The following is a 20,419-nucleotide window of genomic DNA, read 5'->3' as shown; positions in this document are numbered from 1 at the left end:
AACCGTCATCGAGGCTGATTTAATCGCGGTGTTTGGAATTCACAAAAGAGGACAGGTCAAAGTCGCCTTCGTCGGCAACGACATTAACCTGATTGCGGTCATTGTCTGTTTCCAAACTGTCCAGATTATCATTCGCTTTGTGCCGCTGCAAAATACCATCGACGTCGATTTGATCTGACATCTCTGGCATCTGGTTTTTCACCTCGTCCAATTTGCGCGCAATCAGGCCCAGCGTTTGAATGTTTCCCATGCTGAGCAATTGGCAATACGCCACAGGCAGACCACCGGCCTTTTGAACGCGGGCCAAGGCTTCGGGCTTGAGGCTATTTAACCGTGCCTCATCAATCCGGAACAGGCCGTCCACACGGCGTTCGCCGTCGGGGCCTTGCACGGTCAAAGGCCAGGGTTGGAACAGGTCTTCGGCAGCCAGCGCCGCGCAGACACGCTGGGTCACGGCACGGTTGCGGTGGATCTGCTGCAGGAAATTCAGCGCGTCCTTGACCGGTTGGGCGGCCTCGCCCGCGTCATCGAAAAACGGCTGGTCGAAACCCGCGCCCGCGCCGACCAGACCGCTGTCCATGTCGATGCACAGATGGAGCTGATCGTCCTCGCCCTGCGCCAGTGCGAAAGGATAACCGCGATAGGCCGCGGGGGTGTAGGGGCCTATCCATTTGCCATTCACGACAAACAAATTGCGGCCAGGTTCCAGCCCCTGCACGGCGTGCGGAACAAAGGCGTCGTTTTGCTGGATGAAGGCGATGGGCAGGCTCATGCAGGCTTTGACCAGTTCCTGCACCACCAAGGGGGCAACGGCATCCGTGCCGGCAAAGGCATAGCTGTCGTAGCGCCGCCAGCCCTGCGCGGCAAAGCCGGATTTGGTGATCAACTCATAGCGAGGCATTAATATTCCTAACGTGTATTTATTACAGAAAAACCCCGTACTTCCGTACGAGGTTTTTCCCTCACCATGAGAAGGACCAGAACTCAGAAGCACCGGTGCCCAATGCGTTTGGCAGCAAATGAATGCTCAGTGGCACCGGCAGTTTCAACATCAAAAATGATGCTTGGTAAGATTGGGTTTAAGTGTAGCGTCCTGCCCCCGAAGGCGCAGAACCGTCGCAAGTGCAAAACTGATTAGTCAGTCTAAGCGTTTGCGTATGTTAGACGATTGCAGCGTAATCGTTCAAGTTTGCAGCAGTGAGGTTATCAAGCTCGAAAGCATTGAATGTCGCCAAGGTTGTTACAGTAGCATCACCGGCGCCCGCATAATCAACGCGGTACAAGGTTGTAACACCGGTTGCAGCATCAGCGTCCGTTGAGCCGAGCAGATAGACAATATCAGCAGCAGCTTCACCGACCAGGCCTTCGGCAAACAACTCAGCAGCCGCGGCGTTGGCGATATCTACTGAAGAGATAAACAAGCCAGCGTCAGCGTTGAGCGTCGCACCAGTACCGCCACGCTGTGCAACGTCGCCATCACCGCGAAGATCAGCGATAGCAACTGCGAATGTGAGCTGAACAACGTCACCCGTAGCACCGACAGCAAAGTCAGTGATTGTATCTGTGCCGTTCAGAGCGAATGTTGCTTCGAACGCAAACGTATCTACGCCAGCACCACCCGACAAGGTATCATTTCCAGCACCGCCACGGATCGTGTCGGTCCCAGCACCACCAATGATCGTGTCGATAGAAGCGTTACCAGTCAGCGTGTCGTTACCATCACCACCAGTGATCGAAACCGCAGCAGTTGCAGTCGTGTTCGCAGAAGCGAACGTTACGGCCAAAAGCGCACCTGTATCGGCAGTGCCATTCGCAACAACACCGCTTGCATCAAAGCTGGTGATTGCTGTGTTACCAGTGTTGGTGAGATCCAGACCATTGTTGCCAGAAACCGATACCGATGTCGCAGTCGTCGCTACCAGCGTCAAAGTGTGGACAACTGCGGTACCACCAGCAGCAGTCGCATCTGCAGCGCTGATGTTGATGGTCTCAACGCCAGCGGCCGTTACTGTGCCAAAAGCGGTCAGAGCGGCATTGGTCAGGTTAACGTTCAAGACGTCGGTCAAGCCACCGAAAGAACCCGTTACAGTTGCAGCGTTCGCCGCGGCCAGAAACCCCAAGGTTGCACCAGTCGCAAGACCCGCCAATGTACCGGTGTTGGCAGCAACAGAAACGACTGAGTTAACATCGTTCAGCTGATCAGTGTTGATAACAGCTGCGTTTGCGTCCGACAGACGCAACACCTCAAAGCCAGTGAACGTAGTATTGAACGTGTTGTCGTCATCAGCAGCAGCAGCCTGCGCAGCCGTCATGATGATCGTATCGGTACCATCACCTGCAGCAACCGAACCACCAGTACCAGCAGCACCACCGTAAGTCACGGTATCGTCGCCAGCACCCATTGTGATGCCCTGAGTGAAAGCTGTTGTGAGGATTACACCGTCATTTCCTGCGCCGCCGTCAAAGTCCACCGCTGCGCCGATTGCTGTTCCAAGCGACACGCCACCGGCGCCGGTCACATTGATGTCTGTGACAGCAGCAAAAGTGTTGGCTGTCAGCGTCACGTCTGCAGCGCCGCCAAAGTTCAGCGTTGTCACACCAGCCGCGGTCACGTTCGCGATTGTCGATGCAGCAGTGCTGCCGTTGATGTTCAGCGTCGTAATACCTGCATCGTTTACTGTAATTGCGTTTGTGCCTGAGAGACCGTTTGTATTGATGGTCAGTGCAGTCACGATGTCGGTGGTCAACAGACCATGGGTGATGCCCAAAGTGCCTGCGGTACCCGACAGATTGACAGTCGTAAGCGCGTTCGAGTTGATCGTCGAGTCGCCATAGTTGTTTAGCGTAACAGTCGCGATTGTGCCAGCGGCGGTGGTCGAAGCAGCATTAACGTCAGCAATAGTTACTGCACCAGCAGTTTTCCCAACCACTGCAGCAGCAGCAGTTGCTGTCGCATCTTGGTTCACAGTAACGGCGGTCGTCTGCGCATCACCTGTAACGGTGACAGCCGACTGAACCACTGTAGTGTTAACGGCGTTCCCAGCAGTAGATGTTACCGTAACCGTGTCGCCACCAGTCACGTTAATCGCGCCGGTTGTACCAGCAGTCGAACTGGTTACGCTCACAACCACATCGCCGGTAGCGGCGGTCGTTGCACCTACAGTTGTTGTACCGGTGGTTGTTCCAGTTGCCGCAACGGTAACGTTGCTACCACCGTTGATCGCAATGGCGTTCGCAGCCTGCAGTGCAACAGTCGATGTCACTGCGGTTGTACCGGCAGCGGTCAGTGTCTGTGCCGCGCCAGAGTTGGACGCGTTCAATGAAGTCAGGCCAGTAAACGATGTTGTTGTGTCCCACGTGATCGCACCAGCAGACGTCAGGTTCAGCGTTTCAACGTTCACAACAGTCGCGCCAACGGGAAGACCGGTAAGAGCTCCAGTGTTGCTTACATTTAACACATCAGCGCCAGCACCGCCATCAATCGTGTCACCGGCGGTAAGCGTTACCGCAACACCACCAGCTGCCAGACCGACTTCACCAGAAAGGAATGTATCATCTCCCGCAGCACCCGCCAGAACATCAGTACCTGCAGTGAGCGAACAGACAGTGTGTTCCAATAATCCATTTGTTATGAATGGCTTAGATAGAAAAGTTTTTTGTATTGAGGCTGGACCTAGTCATGACCTAAATTATGGGGGCGTGCGATGCTGCTTTTCCTGCCTCAGGATGGCGTTGTTGTGCTGCTCGTGCGGGCCTGTCGGACGCCTGTTTTTATTGGCCCGTGGCGCTGTCGCAGCGGCGGGTGCGACCTGGCGTTTCTGTGTCAAACCGACCAGCGCCAGACCTAAATTTCGCCGCGCCGCGCGGCTGAAACCTTGTCGCATCCGCGCTATGCGTGATGTGTCCTGCGCCCCGGCTGTCCTGAAACAGCCGATTGCGGGCGTCGCGTGGACAAGCGCGATGCTGCGCGCAACCAGCGCCGGTCAATGGGGGTGGCGATGTCGCCGCATTTGGGATCGTAATGGGGGTGCAGCGATCAACAACGGGTTTATGTTTTCACCACGATTGTCTGATGTCATAAAATGGCGGACTGGGGAGGATTCGAACCCCCGACCCCTTGATTCGTAGTCAAGTACTCTATCCAACTGAGCTACCAATCCGCGTGAGGCTGGATTTAGACTCAGGGGCTGGATGATGCAAGGGGCAAAACGGAATTCTTGTTATTGCGCGGTATCGGCCAGGGCAAGGTCGGCTTTGGGCAGCTGGATCACAAAGGTCGTGCCCTGTGCGCTGGTGTCTCGCAGTTCCAGCCGCCCGCCATGGCCGCGGATCAGATCGGCCGCGATTACAAGGCCCAGACCCGCGCCACCCTTGCGCACGCCGCCCTGGAACGGCTGAAACAGGTGTTCGCGGGCTTTCTGGGGCATCCCCGGTCCGGTATCGCGCACGGTCAGCCGCCAGATCAGTTCATCTTCGTCCGCGTGCAGGCCGATCTCGCCGGGCTCTCCGGTGGCCATGATCGCCTGACGGGCATTGCGCACAAGGTTAAAGATCACCCGGTACAATTGTTCGCCATCCGCGCGCAGGGTCATCGTGGCGGGGATGTCTTCGGCAAAGGACAAAGGGTAATCGCCCGCAGCGAGCCTTTCGCTGTCGATGACATCCTCGACGATGCGCGACAGGTTCACGCGGGTCAGCGCCGGTGCTGGTTCATCGACCCGCCCAAAGGCCAGCGTCGTTTCGCACAGGTTCACCGCGCGGGTGATGGAATTCACCAGCTTTGGGGCCATCCGTTTGACCAACGGGTCGTCGGACCCGCCGATCCGGTCGGTGAACAATTGCGCCGAGGTCATGATATTGCGCAGATCATGGCTGACCTTGGCAACAGCCCCGCCAAGCTGCGCCAGCCGTTCCTTTTGCCGCAATGCGCCGGTCAGTTGGGTCTGCATCATTTGCAGCGCCACTTCGGCGTCGCGCAATTCGCGCACGCGTGCGGTGGGGGTGATGATCTGGCGGGCATCTTCGGGGGCCTTGGCATAACTTTGCATATGCGCCACGACGCCCTTGATCGGGCGCACCAGCAGGATCTGCACCGACAAAAACAACAGACCAGCCGTCATGACCGAGATAAAGGCCGACAGGATCAGGATATTACGCCCGTACTCGCGCATCGCCGCCTGCATCGGGCGTTCGTCCATTGTGATCTCGATCAGCTGGCCGCCGTCGCGCACCGGATTGCCGATCACGCGGATGATCCGGTCTTCTTTCTGGACCAGCGTACCCAAGGCATCCGCGATCAGCGTCACCCCCGACGGCGCGCGCATGTCATAGGTCGCGGCAATCGGCGCGGGCAGTTTCGACGACAGCGCCAATTGCCGGATTTCGTCACGCCGCAGCACGACGTTATAGACCTCGGCATTTTCCAGCAGCTCTGCTTCCAATGCGGGGCTGATCATGGCGTCCACTTCGACAGCCAGCGACGCGATCTGCGCCCGTTCCAGCCGGGCGCGCAGGTAATCTTCGCGGAAACGCGCGACGGATGGCACGAAAATAAAGATTTCCGCGATCATCACAAAGATGATTGTCAGGATCAGAAATCGCCCTGAAAGAGAATTGACCATCGTCCCTCGCTGAGGTCAGGGCAACCAGCGCTGCACCAGACCGACAACCCGCTTTACCTTGGGGTTTTGAAAAAGTCTTGGGCTAAAATAGGCACCTGCCGCGCGTTTGTTAACCTCGCCCACGGTGGGATAAGGCAGAACAGTCTGTGCGATGGCGGACATTTTCATCCGGTTGGCGATAGCCATGGCCCAGATGCCGATCAATTCGCCAGCCAAATGCCCCGCCATCGACACGCCGACAGGGCGGCCGCTGACCACCATTACCTTGATCAGCCCCTTGGTCTTGCGTTCGGCGATCAGGCGGTCGTTGTGATGGAAATCGAACCGCACCACTTCGAGCCTTGATCCAAATTTCTTTCGTGCCTGTGCTTCGGTCAGGCCGACCTGTGCCAGTTCGGGATCGGTATAGCTCGCCCAGGGGATATGGTCGGTCCGCTGTCTGGACGGCAGCGCGAACAGCAGCGACCGGATCAGCACGCTGGCGTGATAGCCCGCGACATGGGTGAATTGCAGCCCGCCCGCCACATCGCCTGCGGCATAAACCCGCCGATTGCTGACGGATCGCAAGTTTGGGCCGACCTTCAGTCCTTGGCGGTCATAGGCAATGCCGCCTTTTTGCAGATCAAGGGTGTCGGTATTCACCTTGCGCCCCACCGCGATCAGCAGATGGGTGCCGGTGACATCGCCTTTTGCCGTCTGCACGGTGATTTTGCCGTCTTTCTGGCTGATCTTTTCGGCCTGCGCGTCTTCCATGATGACCACGCCTTCGGCGCGCAGGCTGTCCAGCACGATGGCGGCGGTTTCGGGATCATCCTTGCCAAAGGCTTTTGCGCCTTCAACCACGGTCACGTCACAGCCCAGCCGCCGGTGTGCCTGAGCCAGTTCCATGCCAATGGGCCCGCCGCCGATGATGATCAGGTGGTCGGGCTTTTCGCGCAGATCAAAGATGGTTTCATTCGTGTGATAGGGCACATCCGCAAGGCCCGGGATCGGCGGGACCAGCGGGCTGGACCCTGTCGCCACCACGAAACGCCGCGCGGTGATGATCGTGTTGCCCGCCTGCACTTGGGTTTTCGAGATGAAGCGCCCGTAGTCCTGAATGACATGCACGCCCAGCCCTGTGAACCGCTCCACGCTATCGACAGGCGCGATGGTGGCGATCACGTCGGCCACATGGTCCTTGGCGGCGGCATAATCGACCGTTGGGGCAACTGCGCCGATGCCGTATGGCGCGCCATGCCGCATCATATGGGCCTGCTTGGCCGAAGCGATCAGCGCCTTGGACGGCACGCAGCCGTAATTCAGGCAATCGCCGCCCATCTTGTGCCCTTCGATCAGCACGACGCGTGCGCCCATCTGGACCGCCCCCGCCGCGACTGACAGCCCGCCAGAGCCCGCGCCGATGATGCAGATGTCCGTTGTGATCCGGTTCATGGGTCAGATTCCTTTATTGCCGCACAGGACCGTCATCGGAACCGGGTAATGCCTACGATACCATGGCCGGCCGCGTGACCTGTGTGCTGCTTGATGGCGTGTTCCAGGGGGCGGGGATAGCCACTTCACGTGGCATTGATGCAAAGCAGGCGGATGTTTCAGTCTATGACCCAGAAAGTTGCGCGAAGTTGCAGGCTGGCACCGCAAGCGCGTTGACAGCATCCCATGCCCCCTCTAAGGAGCAGGTCTGACATGTAATACGGCTTCGAATCCCGTTCAGGATTTGGCCACCAACCGGAGGACACGCGATGAAGCGTACGTTCCAACCATCCAACCGGGTTCGCAAGAACCGTCACGGCTTTCGCGCGCGCATGGCGACCAAAGCAGGTCGCAAGATCCTGAATGCACGTCGCGCCAAAGGCCGTGCAAAGCTGAGCGCGTAAGCGCTCTTCTTTCGTCTTGAGCGTTTTGAAACCGCCGGCTGAGCCTGACACGGGCGCTCCGGCGGTTTGCGTTTGTCTGACGGTTCTGACCAAGCGCGCGGATTTTGTGCGGGCATCCCATGCGTTGCGGCAGGGCACGCCCGGTATCCACCTGCAAGCCCGCGAACGTGCGCGGGGCGAGGCTGCGGGGATACGCGTTGGTTTCACCTGTTCCAAGAAAGTCGGCAATGCCGTGGCCCGCAACCGCGCCAAGCGCCGCCTGCGCGAAGTCGCGCGGCAGGTGCTGCCGGAACAGGGCCGTGATGGCTGGGATTATGTGCTGGTCGGGCGGCATGATGTGACCGCGTCTTTACCATTCGACGCGCTGGTCGCGGATCTGCGCCGCGCCTTGCGCAAAGTGCATGCATGACCCCCTTTGCTTACATCCTTTCCTTGCCAGTCCGCGCCTATCGGCTGATCTTTTCGCCATGGGTTGGGTTCAACTGCCGCTATCATCCGACCTGTTCGGCCTATGCGCTGGAAGCCTTGGAAAAACATGGCGCTATCAAAGGTGGATGGTTGGCGTTCCGGCGGATCCTGCGCTGCCACCCCTGGGGGCGCAGCGGGATCGACAATGTGCCGGATTAATCCAGCTTCTCGAATGAAATTGTGACCGTGCCGATATCAAACCCGAAGCGTTTGACATAGGCCAGATTAAGCAACCGGTCATCGGCCAAAAGCCACATCCAGTCGTCAAAGGTCACGCGCAGCGTCTCGCCGGTGCCATCCGCTGACGGCACCGGCAGGTCGATTTCATATTGCCAGTTGAACCTGTCGCCTTGTTCCAGCCCTGTCGCCGTGCCGATCACGCCGGGGGCGGTGCCGTCCCATGTGTCATCGCCGGTTTTCACCAATGTCCAGATACGCTGTTCGGTGGCTCCGTCCTCATATGTGAAATCTTCGACCAGCCGCAGGCGTTCGCCGTCCCAATCGCCCGCGATGGTCACAACAAAACTGCGCCGCACGGTGCCAAGGATGTCCTGAAACTGGCCGTGGGCGACCAGATCACCGTCAAAGAATTCCTCAAGGTTCAGCTGCCGGTCGCTCAGGGCAGGGTCGTCGAATGACGGCTTGCCCGTGCAGGCGGCCAGTAACATCAGGGTCGCGAGGGTTATCAGGCGCATTATTCACTCCGTCTTTTCATTGATACGTCCGGTGGACCTGTTCGGATGCCTCTAGGCAGCGTTCCTGCAATCTGGCATAGCGCAACTATGCTGGATGAAACCGAAATACACCCGCTGTTCGAGGGCGCGCCGACCACAACGGAGTTCAAGAAACTGCGCAAACGGATCGTGCGCCAGACCCGAGAAGCGATCACCCAATACGGAATGATCGAACGTCGCAGTGACGGGACCGTGCCGAAATGGTTGGTTTGTCTGTCAGGCGGCAAGGACAGCTATACCCTACTTGCGGTGCTTTACGAGCTGAAATGGCGTGGCCTTCTGCCGGTCGATCTGTTGGCCTGCAATCTTGATCAGGGTCAGCCCGGATTTCCCGCAACCGTCCTGCCGGAATTTCTGGCGCGCATGGGCGTGCCACACCGGATCGAATATCAAGACACCTATTCCATTGTGATGGACAAGGTGCCAGCGGGGCGCACCTTCTGCGCTTTGTGTTCGCGGCTGCGGCGCGGCAACCTGTACCGCGTGGCCCGCGAAGAAGGCTGTTCCGCCGTCGTGCTGGGCCATCACCGCGACGACATTCTGGAAACCTTTTTCATGAACCTGTTCCACGGTGGCCGTCTGGCGACGATGCCGCCGAAACTGGTCAATGAAGAAGGTGATCTGTTCCTTTACCGCCCCCTTGCCCATGTGGCCGAAGTCGATTGCGAGAAATTCGCGCAGGCCATGCAGTACCCGATCATTCCCTGCGATCTGTGCGGCTCGCAGGACGGGCTGCAGCGCCAGCAGGTCAAGCAGATCCTTGATGGTTGGGAACGCAACAGCCCCGGGCGCAGGCAGGTGATGTTCCGGTCGCTGATGAATGCGCGCCCGTCGCATCTGCTCGACCCCAAGCTGTTTGATTTCGCCGCATTGACGCTGGATGCGCCCCACAAGGATTAGCCTGCGCCGCTGCCAACACCACGGCTTTTCAGCGCGGATCATCCAAAGCTTGTCAGATTTGCCTGCTTTGTTTGCCGTGCAGGCCACGCTTGCCGCGCGGGCGGCTTTGCGTCATCACTCTTGCTCATGAATGCTGGTTTGCTTTGCATAGGTTTGGTCCGATGATGGCACTGGGCGTCGATCTGGGTGGCACCAAGATCGAGGCGCAGGTCTTTGCCGATGATTGGCACCTGCATGAGCGCAGGCGCGTGGCGACGCCCGCCAGCTATCCGGCCTTGGTGCATGCGCTGGTCGATCTGGTTGGCTGGGCCGATGGTCTGGCTGACGGCCCTGTCAGCGTCGGCATCGGTGCTGCTGGCATGGTCAACCCGCGCAACGGGCGCGTGCTGGCGGCAAATCTTGCCGCCCATGACAAGCCGCTGCCCGCGGATCTGGTCGCTGCGCTGGGCCGGCCTGTCCGTTATCTCAACGACAGTCATGCGCTGGCCTTGTCCGAGGCGGTCTTTGGCGCGGGCCAGCCTTTTGCATCGGTTTTCGCGCTGGTGCTTGGGACCGGTGTTGGCGGCGGCCATGTACGCGACGGGCGCTTGCAGACGGGGTTTTCTGGTACTGGCGGCGAGGTTGGCCATCTGCCCGCCCCCGCGCATCTGGTGCAGGCGCATGGCTTGCCTGTTGTTGATTGCGCCTGCGGGCGGCGGGGCTGTATCGAGACGCTGATCAGCGGCGCGGGCCTTGCCCGCATGGCCCATGCGATGACGGGCGAAACGCTGAGCGCGCCGCAGATCATCGCGGCACGCGGCGATGATCCGCAGATGGCGCAGCTTTGGCAGGTCTGGTGCGCGCTAACAGCCGATCTGGTGCAGACGCTGATGCGCACGCTTGATCCTGATTGCATCGTGCTGGGCGGGGGGCTGTCGGATATTCCTGTCGTGGTCGATGATCTGACCCGCGCAGTGGGGCAGGCGGGGTTTGCAGGCTTTGACAGCCCGGTCATCCTGCGCGCGGCGGGCGGAGCGGCCAGCGGCGCACGCGGCGCGGCCTATGCTGCTTGGCAGGTGGCGGATGGCTGAGGGCTGGATCATCCCGACACAAGTGTTCGACAATGGCACGCTGCAATCGGGCCTGGCAGTGCAGGTTGTGGATGGGCGCACCACCGATCTGCGGGCTGTCGCCGCAGTGCCGCCCGATGCGCCGCGGCAGGCCGTACCGGGTGTTCTGACCCCCGGCTTTGTTGATCTGCAGGTCAATGGCGGCGGTGGCGTTTTACTGAACCACACGCCCACATGCGCAGGGCTGATGCGCATTGCCACCGCCCACCGGGCCTTCGGGACCGTTGCTGTGATGCCGACATTCATCACTGACGCACCCGAGGGTCTGGCCAAGGCGGCACAGGCCGTGATCGCGCTACAGGCGCTGGGCGGGCAGGGCGCGCTGCATATCGAAGGCCCCCATATCGCCGCGGCCCGTCGCGGCACCCATGCTGCAAATCACATCCGCCCGCTTGATGACATCACATGGCAGATCCTGTTCAAATTGCGCGCCGCCGGTGTGACCGTGATGATCACCCTCGCCCCCGAGATGGTGCCGGTTGACCAGATCGCCGCATTGGTCAGGCTGGGGGTGATCGTGTCGCTTGGCCATTCGGACGCGACAGCCGAACAGGCCAATGCCGCCTTTGCAGCGGGGGCGCGGTCGGTCACGCATCTTTACAACGCGATGTCGCAGATGCAGGGGCGTGCGCCCGGACTGGTGGGGGCCGCGATCAACAGCAACGCCTATGTTGGCGTGATCTGCGACGGGGTGCATGTCCGCGACGATATGGTGGCGCTGGCTTGTCGCGCGCGGCCTGTCGCGGGGCGGATGGTGCTGGTCTCTGATGCGATGCCGACCGTCGGCGGGCCGGATCATTTTGATCTTTACGGCCAGCGGATACAGCTGCGCGATGGGCGTCTGGTCAATGCCGAAGGCAATCTGGCAGGCGCCCATTCCACCATGCTGTGGGGTTTGCAGCGGTTGGTCGGGCAGGTCGGGCTGGGGCTGGAACAGGCGCTGCATATGGCGATCAGCGCCCCTGCGGCGCTGCTGGACAAGCCGCATCTGGGGCGCATCACGGGCCGGTTCGCCGCGGATCTGTTTGTGCTTGACGACGGGCTTGCGCTGCAACCGCTATCGGAAAACATCGGGCATGATATCGCCTAGCGCGGGTCTGTCTGCTGTTGTGGCGGATATCCAGAGGGTGCAAAAGCCCTTCATCTAACAAAGGTACCGCATATGAAAACGCGCATCATTCCCTTTCTTGTGGCCTTTGCCATGTCGGTCCATGCGGTCGGTGTCTCGGCGCAGCAGCTTAGCCTGCCGCAGATCTCTGACTACCTGAACCAGTTGCAGACCGCGCAGGGCGGGTTCACCCAGGTCAACGGCGACGGGACCCTGTCCACCGGCCAGATCTATATCAAGCGGCCGGGTCGTATCCGGTTCGAATACAATCCGCCGCAGGAATCGCTGGTCATGGCAGGTGGCGGGCAATTGGCGATCTTTGATCCACGCTCGAACACCGGGCCAGACAGGTATCCGCTTAGCCAGACACCTCTGAATGTCATCTTGCAGCGCAATGTCGATCTGACAGCGGCGCGGATGGTCACCGGCAGCGTGTCTGACGGCACGATAACGACAGTCACCGTGCAGGACCCCGACAATCCGCAATATGGCGATATCCAGCTGGTCTTTACCGCCAACCCGGTCGAATTGCGCCAATGGATCATCACCGATGATCTGGGCAATCAGACCACGATGGTGCTGAACGACCTGACGACTGGGGCGCCGATCGGGGATATCATGTTCAACATCGCCGCCGAAATGCGCAGACGCGGGTTCGAATAAGGCGCGCGCGGCGCGCTCAACGATCTTTGTGCCATCATTGGTTCGGTCGCGCAGGCTTGGCTCAGCGCCGACGACAACTGCGCAATTGCGCGTCATACATCACAGCGCGGGAATCCACCTCGCTTGCGATGCGGATCAGCCAGCCTTTGGACCGCCAGGTGCCCCGCAGATAGCCCTGCCGGCCGTCGTGATAGGCCAGATACTGGTTGCGCGTATCATATAACGGCACGCCGGTTTGCTCTACTGTCTTGGTCATGTACCAGCCCATGAAATCTGTCGCATCGCGGATATCGTCGCGCTGCGCGCGCGACCTGCCGACATCGCGCTGATATTCGCGCCATGTGCCGTCCAGCGCCTGACTATACCCCAGCGCCGAGGATTGACGGCCAATCGGGATTACCCCCAGCGCATAAGTATGCGGCGGGCGGATATCGCCGATGAATTTGCTTTCCTGATAGACCATCGCCATCATCGTCGGCACGGGAACGCCATATTTCCGTTCAGCCGCTTGGAAAGCGCGGAAATAATGCGGCCTTTCGCGTGCGATGCTGCATGCGTCGTCAAGATTGCGCGGCGCCGAGAAATTTCCCGAGCCGCCGCAGCTGCCAAGAAACACCAAGAGTGCCAGTGCGCGGAGATATCTGCTCATTCGCCCGTCGCCATGTTTTGTTTTTTTACACTCTAGCGTGTTTGGACCGATCTGCAAATGCCTAAGGCGGGCCAAGACCATCACTTTTTCACTGCAAATGCGCATAAAGCCATCAGCAACCGCCGTGACCGTGACCTGTCGTCAGCCGTGGACTCTGGCGTGGGAAATCCCGTATAACGGCACAAAAGGGCCGAAATCATGCTGAAAAAGCAAGCAAAGTATCATCTGGGACAGATCGTCCGCCACCGCAAACATCCGTTTCGCGGGGTGATCTTTGACGTGGATGCCATGTTCGCCAATACTGACGAATGGTACAATGCCATCCCCGAAGACAGCAGACCTCTGAAGGATCAGCCCTATTACCACCTGTTGGCCGAGAACGAGCAAAGCTTTTATGTCGCCTATGTGTCCGAGCAGAACCTTGTCGCGGACCATTCGGGTGAACCCGTCGATCACCCCGATCTGGACGATATGTTCGGCCCGTTCGAGAACGGGCATTACCCGCATCAATTGCAACTGAACTGATCTGGCGTGCCGGTGCTGGTCATCGCGCGCAGGCATGTTACATCCTTGCGCAAAGCCGAAAGGACGCTGTTATGCTTGTTGTGATTTCCCCTGCCAAATCGCTTGATATGACGCCGGTGCAGATCCCTGCCAGCGCGCCTGCGTTTCAGGACGATGCCCTGCGCCTTGCGAAAACCGCGCGCGGGCTGAGTTTGGGTGAACTCAAAAGCCTGATGACGATTTCGGACGATCTGGCCCGCCTGAACCGCGACCGTTTCGCAGCCTTCGCCGCTGACCCCGCGCCTGAGGCGGTGAAACCCGCAGCCCTTGCCTTTAACGGCGACACCTATCAGGGGCTGGAGGCGAAAACCCTGTCCATTGATGATCTGCATTGGGCGCAGGACCATCTGGGCATCCTGTCGGGGCTTTACGGCCTGCTGCGCCCGCTGGACGCGATCCAGCCCTACCGGCTGGAAATGGGCAGCAAGCTGAAAACCCGGCGTGGTGCGTCGCTTTATGATTATTGGGGCGACACCATCGCAAAGGCGCTGAACGCGCGGGCGGCGGATGTGGGCGCCGACACGCTGGTGAACTGCGCCAGTCAGGAATATTTCGGCGCGGTGGACCGCAAGGCGCTCAAACTGCGCGTCATCACCCCCAGCTTTATGGAAGTCAAAGACGACAAGCTCCGTATCGTCAGCTTTTTCGCGAAACGCGCGCGCGGCGCGATGGCGCGGTTCATCGTCGAAAACCGCCTGACCGATGCGGAGGCGATCAAGGATTTCACCAGCGGTGGCTATGCCTATGACGCGGATTTGTCGGATGGCGATACATGGGTGTTCGTGCGGGATTATCCGGCCTAAACCCGTTCAATCGCCAGCGCGATACCCTGCCCGCCGCCAATACACATCGTGATCAGCGCACGCTTGCCGCCGGTGCGGTCCAGCTCGTACATCGCCTTGACGGTGATGATCGCCCCCGTGGCACCTACCGGATGTCCCAGTGCAACCGCACCGCCATTGGGGTTCACGCGGGCGGGGTCAAAGCCCAGCTCCTTGCTGACCGCCAGCGCCTGCGCGGCAAAGGCTTCGTTTGATTCGATCACATCGAAATCGGCCGCGGCCAGCCCCGTCTTTTCCAGCAAACGCCGCACGGCGGGGACGGGGCCGATACCCATCACCTCGGGGCGCACACCGGCATGGGCATAGCCTAGAATACGAAACCGCGGGGTCAGGCCTACTGCCTGCGCCGCATCCGCACGCGCCAGCACGATCGCTGCGGCCCCGTCATTCAGGCCGGACGCATTGCCCGCTGTCACAGACCCGTCTTTTTCGAACACCGGGCGCAGGGCGGCGAGTGCCTGTGGCGTGGTGGCCTTGGGATGTTCGTCGCGGATGAAATCGACCATGTCACGTTTGACACGGACCTGCACCGGCGTGATCTGACTGTCGAAATAGCCTGCCGCAATGGCCGCTGCCGCGCGGTCCTGGCTTTGCAGCGCAAAGGCATCCTGTTCGGCACGGCTGATCCCATGTTCGCGGGCGACATTTTCCGCCGTGATACCCATATGGCCGGTGCCGAACGGGCAATTCAGCGCCCCCAGCATCATGTCCTGCGTGCGGATATCGCCCATCTTGGCGCCCCAGCGCTGGTCCGGGATGATAAAGGGCGACCGGCTCATGTTTTCGGCCCCGCCGGCAAGGCCGAAATCGGCATCCCCCAGCATCAGCGATTGCACCACCGAAATGATCGCCTGCACCCCCGACCCGCAGAGCCGGTTGACGTTCATCGCAGGCACACTGTCGGGGATCCCCGCCTGCATCGCGGCCACACGGCTGAGATACATGTCCTTTGGTTCGGTATTGATGACATGGCCAAAGGCCACATGGCCGATCTGGGCCGCTGCCACACCTGACCTTTGCAGCGCGGCCTTGGCCACCACAGTGCCCAGATCAATCGGCGTTGTCCCCGCCAGCGCGCCGCCGAACGTACCGATGGCGGTGCGTGCGCCGCCCAGAATGACGATGTCGGTCATGGATGCCTCCCCCTTTGTGTGGCGCAAGCTTAGCGCAACAGCGCGTGCGCAAAAGCCAGAACGTCGCGGCACGGCAGATTTGCCGCCGCAGGGCGTTTCCTTTGCTGTGTTGCGTGTTAATTCACGCGTATGACCTTGTTGATCGTCGACACCCTGACCAAGACCTATACCACGGCCGATGGTCCGTTCCCGGTGCTGCGCGGCGTCAGCCTGACGTTGGAGGCAGGCGAAAGCCTTGCGCTGACCGGCGAATCGGGCAGTGGCAAAAGCACGCTGTTGCACCTGATCGGCGGGCTGGACCGCGCGGATGCGGGCCGGATCATGCTGGACGGGCAGGATATCGCCAGCCTTGATGACGCAGGCCGCGCGGCCTTGCGGCGCGGCACGGTCGGCGTTGTGTTCCAGCAGTTCAACCTGATCCCCAGCCTGAAGATTGCCGACAATATCGCGTTTCAGGCGCGGCTGGCGGGGCGGCATGACGCTGCATGGTGCGCCACCTTGGCTGATCGGATGGGGCTAACGGATCATCTACGCAAATATCCCGAACAGCTGTCCGGCGGCCAGCAACAACGCGTTGCTATCGCGCGCACGCTCGCGGCGCGCCCGAAACTGGTGTTGGCGGACGAACCGACCGGTAACTTGGACGAAACCACCGCCGCGACGGTCATGGACCTGATGCTGGCACTGGTGGTCGAGACCGGCGCGGGCCTCTTGATGGTCACCCATTCACTTGGGCTGGCCGCCCGCCTGCAACGCCGCCTGCATCTGCGCGCGGGTCAGGTGGCATGACGCGGGCGGCTTTTGCAGCACTTTTGTCGCATTGGGTGCGCAATCCGGTGCAATTGTTCACGCTGCTGGCGGGGCTGGCGCTGGCGACCGGCCTTTGGTCCGGCGTGCAGGCAATCAATGCCGAGGCGCGCGCCAGCTATGATGCCGCCGCCAGCACGCTGGACGAAGGGCGCTATGACCGGCTGGTCGCGCGCGATGGCGCGGCCTTTGGGCAGGATGTGTTCGTGATGCTCCGCCGCGCGGGCTGGCTGGTCAGCCCTATGCTGACGGGCGATCTGGACGGGGTGCGGCTGATCGGGATCGACGCGCTGACAGCGCCTGCGGGCATGGGGCCGGTCAATCTGGGCGGGGATGTGGACCTTGCGGGTTTTCTGACGGGGGGCGATCAGGTCTTTGCCAATGCCGCCACTGCACCCCGGCTGGACGGGGTCACGGTGCTGATCAACCCCGATCTGGCCGATGACACCGCCGTTGCCGATATTGGCACGGTGCAACGGCTGCTGGGCCGCGCAGGCCGGATCGACAGCCTGCTGGTGCTGCCTGACCAACCTCGCAACCTGCCGCCACTGGCCCGTGTCGCGCCAGACCTGACCTTGCAACCCGCCCAAGGCAGCACCGATATCGCGGGGCTGACCGACAGTTTCCATCTGAACCTGACGGCCTTTGGCCTGTTGTCCTTTGCGGTGGGTATTTTCATCGTGCATGGCGCGATTGGCCTCGCGTTTGAACAACGGCGCGGCATGGTGCGGACCCTGCGCGCGCTGGGCTTGCCGCTGAACCGGTTGATCGGGCTGATGCTGGCGGAATTGCTGGTCTTTGCGCTGGTGGCAGGGGTGATCGGGGTCGCCTTGGGCTATGTGATCGCGGCGCTTTTGTTACCCGATGTCGCCGCCACCTTGCGCGGGCTTTACGGTGCGGATGTGTCGGGCAATCTGCAATTGCGGCCCAGTTGGTGGGCCTCTGGGCTGGGGATCGCTTTCGCTGGCACGTTGCTTGCGGGGGGATCGGCGCTTTGGGGGATCGCGCGGATGCCGCTGCTGGCGGCGGCGCAACCGCGTGCGCTGGCGATGGCGGCAGGACGGCGGGCCAGCTTTCAGTTGGGGGCGGCACTGGTGTTGCTCGCCGTGGCCATTGTGCTGGGTTTCAACGCGGATGGATTGGTCACGGGTTTTGCCTTGCTGGGGACCTTGCTGATCGGGGCCGCCCTTGCCTTGCCGCCGGTGCTGAATGGCATGCTGGCCTTTGCCAGCGGGCGCGCGCGCAGTGTGACCGCACAATGGTTCTGGGCCGATACCCGCCAGCAATTGCCGGGTCTGTCGCTGGCGCTGATGGCCTTGATGCTGGCGATCGCGGCCAATATCGGTGTGTCCACGATGGTGTCGAGTTTCCGGCTGACCTTTACCGGCTTTCTGGACCAGCGGCTGGCATCCGAGCTGTACATCAGCACCGATAGCGCCGAGCAGACCGCCGCACTGGTGGCCTTTGCCGAAGGTGCGGGGGCCGCGGTCCTGCCGATCCAATCCGCCGATGTGCAGATCGCAGGCCAACCGGCCGAGGTGTTCGGCACCCGCGACCATGCCACCTACCGCGACAACTGGCGCTTTTTGCAAAGCACGCCCGACGCATGGGACACAACATTCGCCGGGCAAGCGGTGGTGATCAACGAACAACTCGCGCGGCGCGGGGCGCTGGGCCTTGGTGATATGGTGACCATCGGCAGCCTGACCCTGCCGGTTGCGGGCATTTATGGCGATTACGGCAATCCTATCGGGCAGGTCGTGCTGGCGCTGGATGCCTTTGCGCAGGAATTCCCCGGCGTCGAGCCGCGCCGGTTCGGCCTGCGTGTGGCGGGTGATCCGGCTGATTTCGTGACCGGTCTGACCGCCGCCACGGGTATTGGCGCGGGCCAGACCATTGACCAAGCGGAGATAAAGGCACTGTCGCTGGCGATTTTCGAGCGCACCTTCACCGTCACCACTGCGCTGAATATCCTGACGCTTGCGGTCGCGGGTTTCGCCATTCTGATGAGCCTGCTGACGCTGGCTGCGATGCGGGTGCCGCAACTGGCCCCCGCTTGGGCAATGGGCATGACGCGGGCCGCGCTGGGGCGGCTGGAACTGTTGCGCGCGGTGATGCTGGCGGTACTGACCGCGGCGCTGGCGCTGCCTTTGGGTCTTGCGCTGGCTTGGGTTCTGCTGGCGGTCGTGAATGTCGCGGCCTTTGGCTGGCAATTGCCAATGTATCTGTTTCCGCTGGATTACGCACGGTTGGGCGGGTTTGCGCTGCTGGCCGCTGTTCTGGCCGCTGGCTGGCCCGCATGGCGGCTGGCGCGCACGCCGCCCGGCGATCTGCTGAAGGTTTTTGCCAATGAACGCTAAAGCACTGATCCTGTGCCTGCTGCCTGTCACTTCACTGGCGCAAGGCTTTGCAGGGCTGGGGACGGAAGTGGACGGCTTTTCCACCCCCGCCCCTGACCCCGTGTTCGATTTCCCCGCCGATCACGGCGCGCATCCCGATTACCGGATCGAATGGTGGTATCTGACCGCCAATCTAGAGGATGCCGATGGCACGCCCTACGGGTTGCAATGGACGCTGTTTCGCTCTGCCTTGGCACCTTACGAGGCCGACGGCTGGGACAGCCCGCAACTCTGGATGGGCCATGCGGCGGTCACGACCGAAACCGACCATTTCGTCGCCGAACGGCTCGCGCGTGGCGGGATCGGGCAGGCGGGTGTCGTGGCTGATCCGTTCAGCGCATGGATCGACGATTGGGCGCTAGAGGGCGATTGGCGGACCCTGCAGATGCGTGCGACGGGCAGTGATTTCAGCTATGATATGGCGCTGAGCGCGACCGGCCCTTTGGTGTTTCACGGCGATGGCGGCTATTCGGTGAAATCGGCGGCGGGGCAGGCGTCTTATTACTATTCACAACCGTTTTTCGATATTTCCGGCACGCTGAACCTGCCGACAGGTGATGTGCAGGTGACAGGCAGCGCGTGGCTGGACCGTGAATGGTCGTCGCAGCCTTTGGCGGATAACCAGACCGGCTGGGATTGGTTTTCGCTGTCGTTCGATGACGGGGCCAAGCTGATGGGCTTCCGGCTGCAACAGACGGATGGGATGCATTATACGTCGGCCACATGGATCACGGCGGAGGGGGAAGCCACGCCTTATGCGGACGGCGCCTTGCAGGTGGAACCGTTGCTGACCAATGCAGCGGGCGTGCCGGTCCATTGGCGCTTGACCTTGCCTGCGCGCGGTGTCGATGTGACGGTGCAGGCGGTGAATGACGACGCATGGATGACAACCTCTGTGCCTTATTGGGAAGGGCCAGTGACCTTTGCAGGCACGCACCAAGGCCGCGGCTATCTGGAGATGACAGGCTATGACTGACTGGTTCACCACGCTGGACGGCTTGCGCACGCGGGCTTGGGGGATGCTGGCGCGTGGCGTGGCCGATGCGCGCCATCCTTGCCGTTTGCCCACGGTCTGCACGACCAGCCCCGATGGCTGGCCCGAGGCGCGCACGATGGTGCTGCGATCCGCCGATCAGGGCGCTGCGGTGGTCACGCTGCATACCGACCTGCAATCGGGCAAGCTGGCCAGCCTTCAGGTTAATCCGCGTGTGGCGCTGCATGTCTGGCTGCGCCCGCAAGCCTTGCAGATCAGATTGCAAGCCGAGGTGACCGTGCAAAGCGGGCCGGGTGTCCGCCCGCTTTGGGATAAAATCCCCGATCATGCGCAGCAAAGCTATGGCGTGACCCCGCCCCCCGGTGCGCCCATCGGGGCGGCGCTGGATTATGTCAAACAGCCTGACCCCGCGACCTTTGCCGTGTTGTCCTGCCGTGTGATGCAGATCGACCTTGTGCATCTGGGCGACGCGCACCGCCGCGCGGCCTATTCACGAAGCGATGATTGGGCGGGCCAATGGCTATCGCCGTGACGGCGCGCGCGCTAAGGGC

The 20,419-nt window shown here is 61.1% G+C and carries 20 protein-coding genes and 1 tRNA gene; 13 read left to right on the top strand and 8 right to left on the bottom strand.

Going from position 1 to position 20,419, the window contains the following annotated elements:
* Positions 1 to 19: 19 nt before the first annotated feature.
* The 5 genes from ACPF9B_RS09805 to ACPF9B_RS09785 all read right to left on the bottom strand — a co-directional run bounded on the left by ACPF9B_RS09805 (position 20) and on the right by ACPF9B_RS09785 (position 7,055).
* Positions 20 to 901 (bottom strand): SapC family protein, encoded by an 882-nt coding sequence (locus ACPF9B_RS09805; RefSeq protein ID WP_424177070.1) that lies wholly within the window; start codon positions 899 to 901, stop codon positions 20 to 22.
* Positions 902 to 1,160: 259 nt separating this feature from the next.
* Positions 1,161 to 3,617, bottom strand: coding sequence for a beta strand repeat-containing protein (locus ACPF9B_RS09800; protein WP_424177068.1), 2,457 nt, complete (start codon positions 3,615 to 3,617; stop codon positions 1,161 to 1,163).
* 466 nt (positions 3,618 to 4,083) lie between these two features.
* A tRNA-Arg gene (locus ACPF9B_RS09795) sits at positions 4,084 to 4,160 on the bottom strand.
* 60 nt (positions 4,161 to 4,220) lie between these two features.
* A complete protein-coding gene (locus ACPF9B_RS09790) occupies positions 4,221 to 5,621 on the bottom strand; it encodes a sensor histidine kinase (protein ID WP_424177066.1) in 1,401 nt (466 codons plus the stop codon).
* Positions 5,622 to 5,636: 15 nt separating this feature from the next.
* Positions 5,637 to 7,055, bottom strand: a complete 1,419-nt coding sequence (locus ACPF9B_RS09785) for a dihydrolipoyl dehydrogenase family protein (RefSeq protein WP_007204040.1) — start codon at positions 7,053 to 7,055, stop codon at positions 5,637 to 5,639.
* A 308-nt stretch (positions 7,056 to 7,363) separates the two neighbouring features.
* On the opposite strand from ACPF9B_RS09785, the gene rpmH reads away from it, so the two are divergent.
* Genes rpmH through yidD form a run of 3 tightly spaced genes read left to right on the top strand, consistent with a single transcriptional unit; the run spans position 7,364 to position 8,125 of the window.
* Positions 7,364 to 7,498 (top strand): 50S ribosomal protein L34, encoded by a 135-nt coding sequence (rpmH, locus tag ACPF9B_RS09780; RefSeq protein ID WP_007204042.1) that lies wholly within the window; start codon positions 7,364 to 7,366, stop codon positions 7,496 to 7,498.
* 25 nt (positions 7,499 to 7,523) lie between these two features.
* Positions 7,524 to 7,907 carry a ribonuclease P protein component gene (rnpA, locus tag ACPF9B_RS09775; protein ID WP_040483032.1) on the top strand — a complete coding sequence of 128 codons (384 nt, stop codon included), beginning with the start codon at positions 7,524 to 7,526 and terminating at the stop codon, positions 7,905 to 7,907.
* The gene (gene yidD, locus ACPF9B_RS09770) at positions 7,904 to 8,125 is read left to right on the top strand and encodes a membrane protein insertion efficiency factor YidD (protein ID WP_007204044.1); all 222 of its coding nucleotides are present in this window, start codon (positions 7,904 to 7,906) and stop codon (positions 8,123 to 8,125) included. Before rnpA ends, yidD begins: the two co-directional genes overlap by 4 nt.
* On the opposite strand, the gene ACPF9B_RS09765 is transcribed toward yidD, so the two are convergent.
* A complete protein-coding gene (locus ACPF9B_RS09765; RefSeq protein WP_424177063.1) occupies positions 8,122 to 8,661 on the bottom strand; it encodes a DUF3833 domain-containing protein in 540 nt (179 codons plus the stop codon). The two genes, yidD and ACPF9B_RS09765, sit on opposite strands and share 4 nt — an antisense overlap.
* A gap of 87 nt (positions 8,662 to 8,748) precedes the next feature.
* On the opposite strand from ACPF9B_RS09765, the gene ttcA reads away from it, so the two are divergent.
* The 4 genes from ttcA to ACPF9B_RS09745 all read left to right on the top strand — a co-directional run bounded on the left by ttcA (position 8,749) and on the right by ACPF9B_RS09745 (position 12,480).
* Positions 8,749 to 9,600 (top strand): tRNA 2-thiocytidine(32) synthetase TtcA, encoded by an 852-nt coding sequence (gene ttcA, locus ACPF9B_RS09760; protein WP_007204046.1) that lies wholly within the window; start codon positions 8,749 to 8,751, stop codon positions 9,598 to 9,600.
* A gap of 161 nt (positions 9,601 to 9,761) precedes the next feature.
* Positions 9,762 to 10,670, top strand: a complete 909-nt coding sequence (locus ACPF9B_RS09755; protein ID WP_424177060.1) for an ROK family protein — start codon at positions 9,762 to 9,764, stop codon at positions 10,668 to 10,670.
* Positions 10,663 to 11,799, top strand: coding sequence for an N-acetylglucosamine-6-phosphate deacetylase (locus ACPF9B_RS09750; RefSeq protein WP_424177058.1), 1,137 nt, complete (start codon positions 10,663 to 10,665; stop codon positions 11,797 to 11,799). The genes ACPF9B_RS09755 and ACPF9B_RS09750 overlap by 8 nt, the downstream gene beginning before the upstream one ends.
* A 72-nt stretch (positions 11,800 to 11,871) precedes the next feature.
* Complete coding sequence (locus ACPF9B_RS09745) at positions 11,872 to 12,480, top strand: LolA family protein (RefSeq protein ID WP_424177056.1); 609 nt, start codon at positions 11,872 to 11,874, stop codon at positions 12,478 to 12,480.
* A 61-nt stretch (positions 12,481 to 12,541) separates the two neighbouring features.
* On the opposite strand, the gene ACPF9B_RS09740 is transcribed toward ACPF9B_RS09745, so the two are convergent.
* Positions 12,542 to 13,129: a transglycosylase SLT domain-containing protein gene (locus ACPF9B_RS09740; RefSeq protein ID WP_040482714.1), complete on the bottom strand. Its 588-nt coding sequence runs from the start codon at positions 13,127 to 13,129 to the stop codon at positions 12,542 to 12,544.
* Positions 13,130 to 13,327: 198 nt separating this feature from the next.
* Between ACPF9B_RS09740 and hspQ the strand changes: the two genes are divergently transcribed.
* Together hspQ and yaaA are read left to right on the top strand one after the other, a co-directional pair.
* Positions 13,328 to 13,654, top strand: a complete 327-nt coding sequence (hspQ, locus tag ACPF9B_RS09735) for a heat shock protein HspQ (protein ID WP_007204051.1) — start codon at positions 13,328 to 13,330, stop codon at positions 13,652 to 13,654.
* A gap of 71 nt (positions 13,655 to 13,725) precedes the next feature.
* Positions 13,726 to 14,496 carry a peroxide stress protein YaaA gene (gene yaaA / locus ACPF9B_RS09730; protein ID WP_424177053.1) on the top strand — a complete coding sequence of 257 codons (771 nt, stop codon included), beginning with the start codon at positions 13,726 to 13,728 and terminating at the stop codon, positions 14,494 to 14,496.
* Here yaaA and ACPF9B_RS09725 read toward each other — a convergent pair.
* Entirely contained in the window at positions 14,493 to 15,668 is a 1,176-nt protein-coding gene (locus tag ACPF9B_RS09725; RefSeq protein ID WP_424177051.1) for an acetyl-CoA C-acyltransferase family protein, read from the bottom strand. The genes yaaA and ACPF9B_RS09725 overlap by 4 nt on opposite strands.
* Before the next feature lie 129 nt (positions 15,669 to 15,797).
* On the opposite strand from ACPF9B_RS09725, the gene ACPF9B_RS09720 reads away from it, so the two are divergent.
* The 4 genes from ACPF9B_RS09720 to ACPF9B_RS09705 are packed head-to-tail and all read left to right on the top strand — an operon-like array spanning position 15,798 to position 20,400.
* Complete coding sequence (locus ACPF9B_RS09720; protein ID WP_424177049.1) at positions 15,798 to 16,457, top strand: ABC transporter ATP-binding protein; 660 nt, start codon at positions 15,798 to 15,800, stop codon at positions 16,455 to 16,457.
* Entirely contained in the window at positions 16,454 to 18,835 is a 2,382-nt protein-coding gene (locus ACPF9B_RS09715; protein ID WP_424177047.1) for an FtsX-like permease family protein, read from the top strand. Before ACPF9B_RS09720 ends, ACPF9B_RS09715 begins: the two co-directional genes overlap by 4 nt.
* Positions 18,825 to 19,850 carry a lipocalin-like domain-containing protein gene (locus ACPF9B_RS09710; protein WP_424177045.1) on the top strand — a complete coding sequence of 342 codons (1,026 nt, stop codon included), beginning with the start codon at positions 18,825 to 18,827 and terminating at the stop codon, positions 19,848 to 19,850. Before ACPF9B_RS09715 ends, ACPF9B_RS09710 begins: the two co-directional genes overlap by 11 nt.
* Positions 19,843 to 20,400 carry a pyridoxamine 5'-phosphate oxidase family protein gene (locus ACPF9B_RS09705; protein ID WP_424177043.1) on the top strand — a complete coding sequence of 186 codons (558 nt, stop codon included), beginning with the start codon at positions 19,843 to 19,845 and terminating at the stop codon, positions 20,398 to 20,400. The genes ACPF9B_RS09710 and ACPF9B_RS09705 overlap by 8 nt, the downstream gene beginning before the upstream one ends.
* Positions 20,401 to 20,419: the final 19 nt, after the last annotated feature.

This window comes from Yoonia sp. TsM2_T14_4, from assembly GCF_049602355.1.
Classification (GTDB): domain Bacteria; phylum Pseudomonadota; class Alphaproteobacteria; order Rhodobacterales; family Rhodobacteraceae; genus Yoonia; species Yoonia vestfoldensis_A.
Note: the sequence above shows the minus strand (reverse complement) of the source record. Positions and strands in the feature narration are given on the sequence as shown.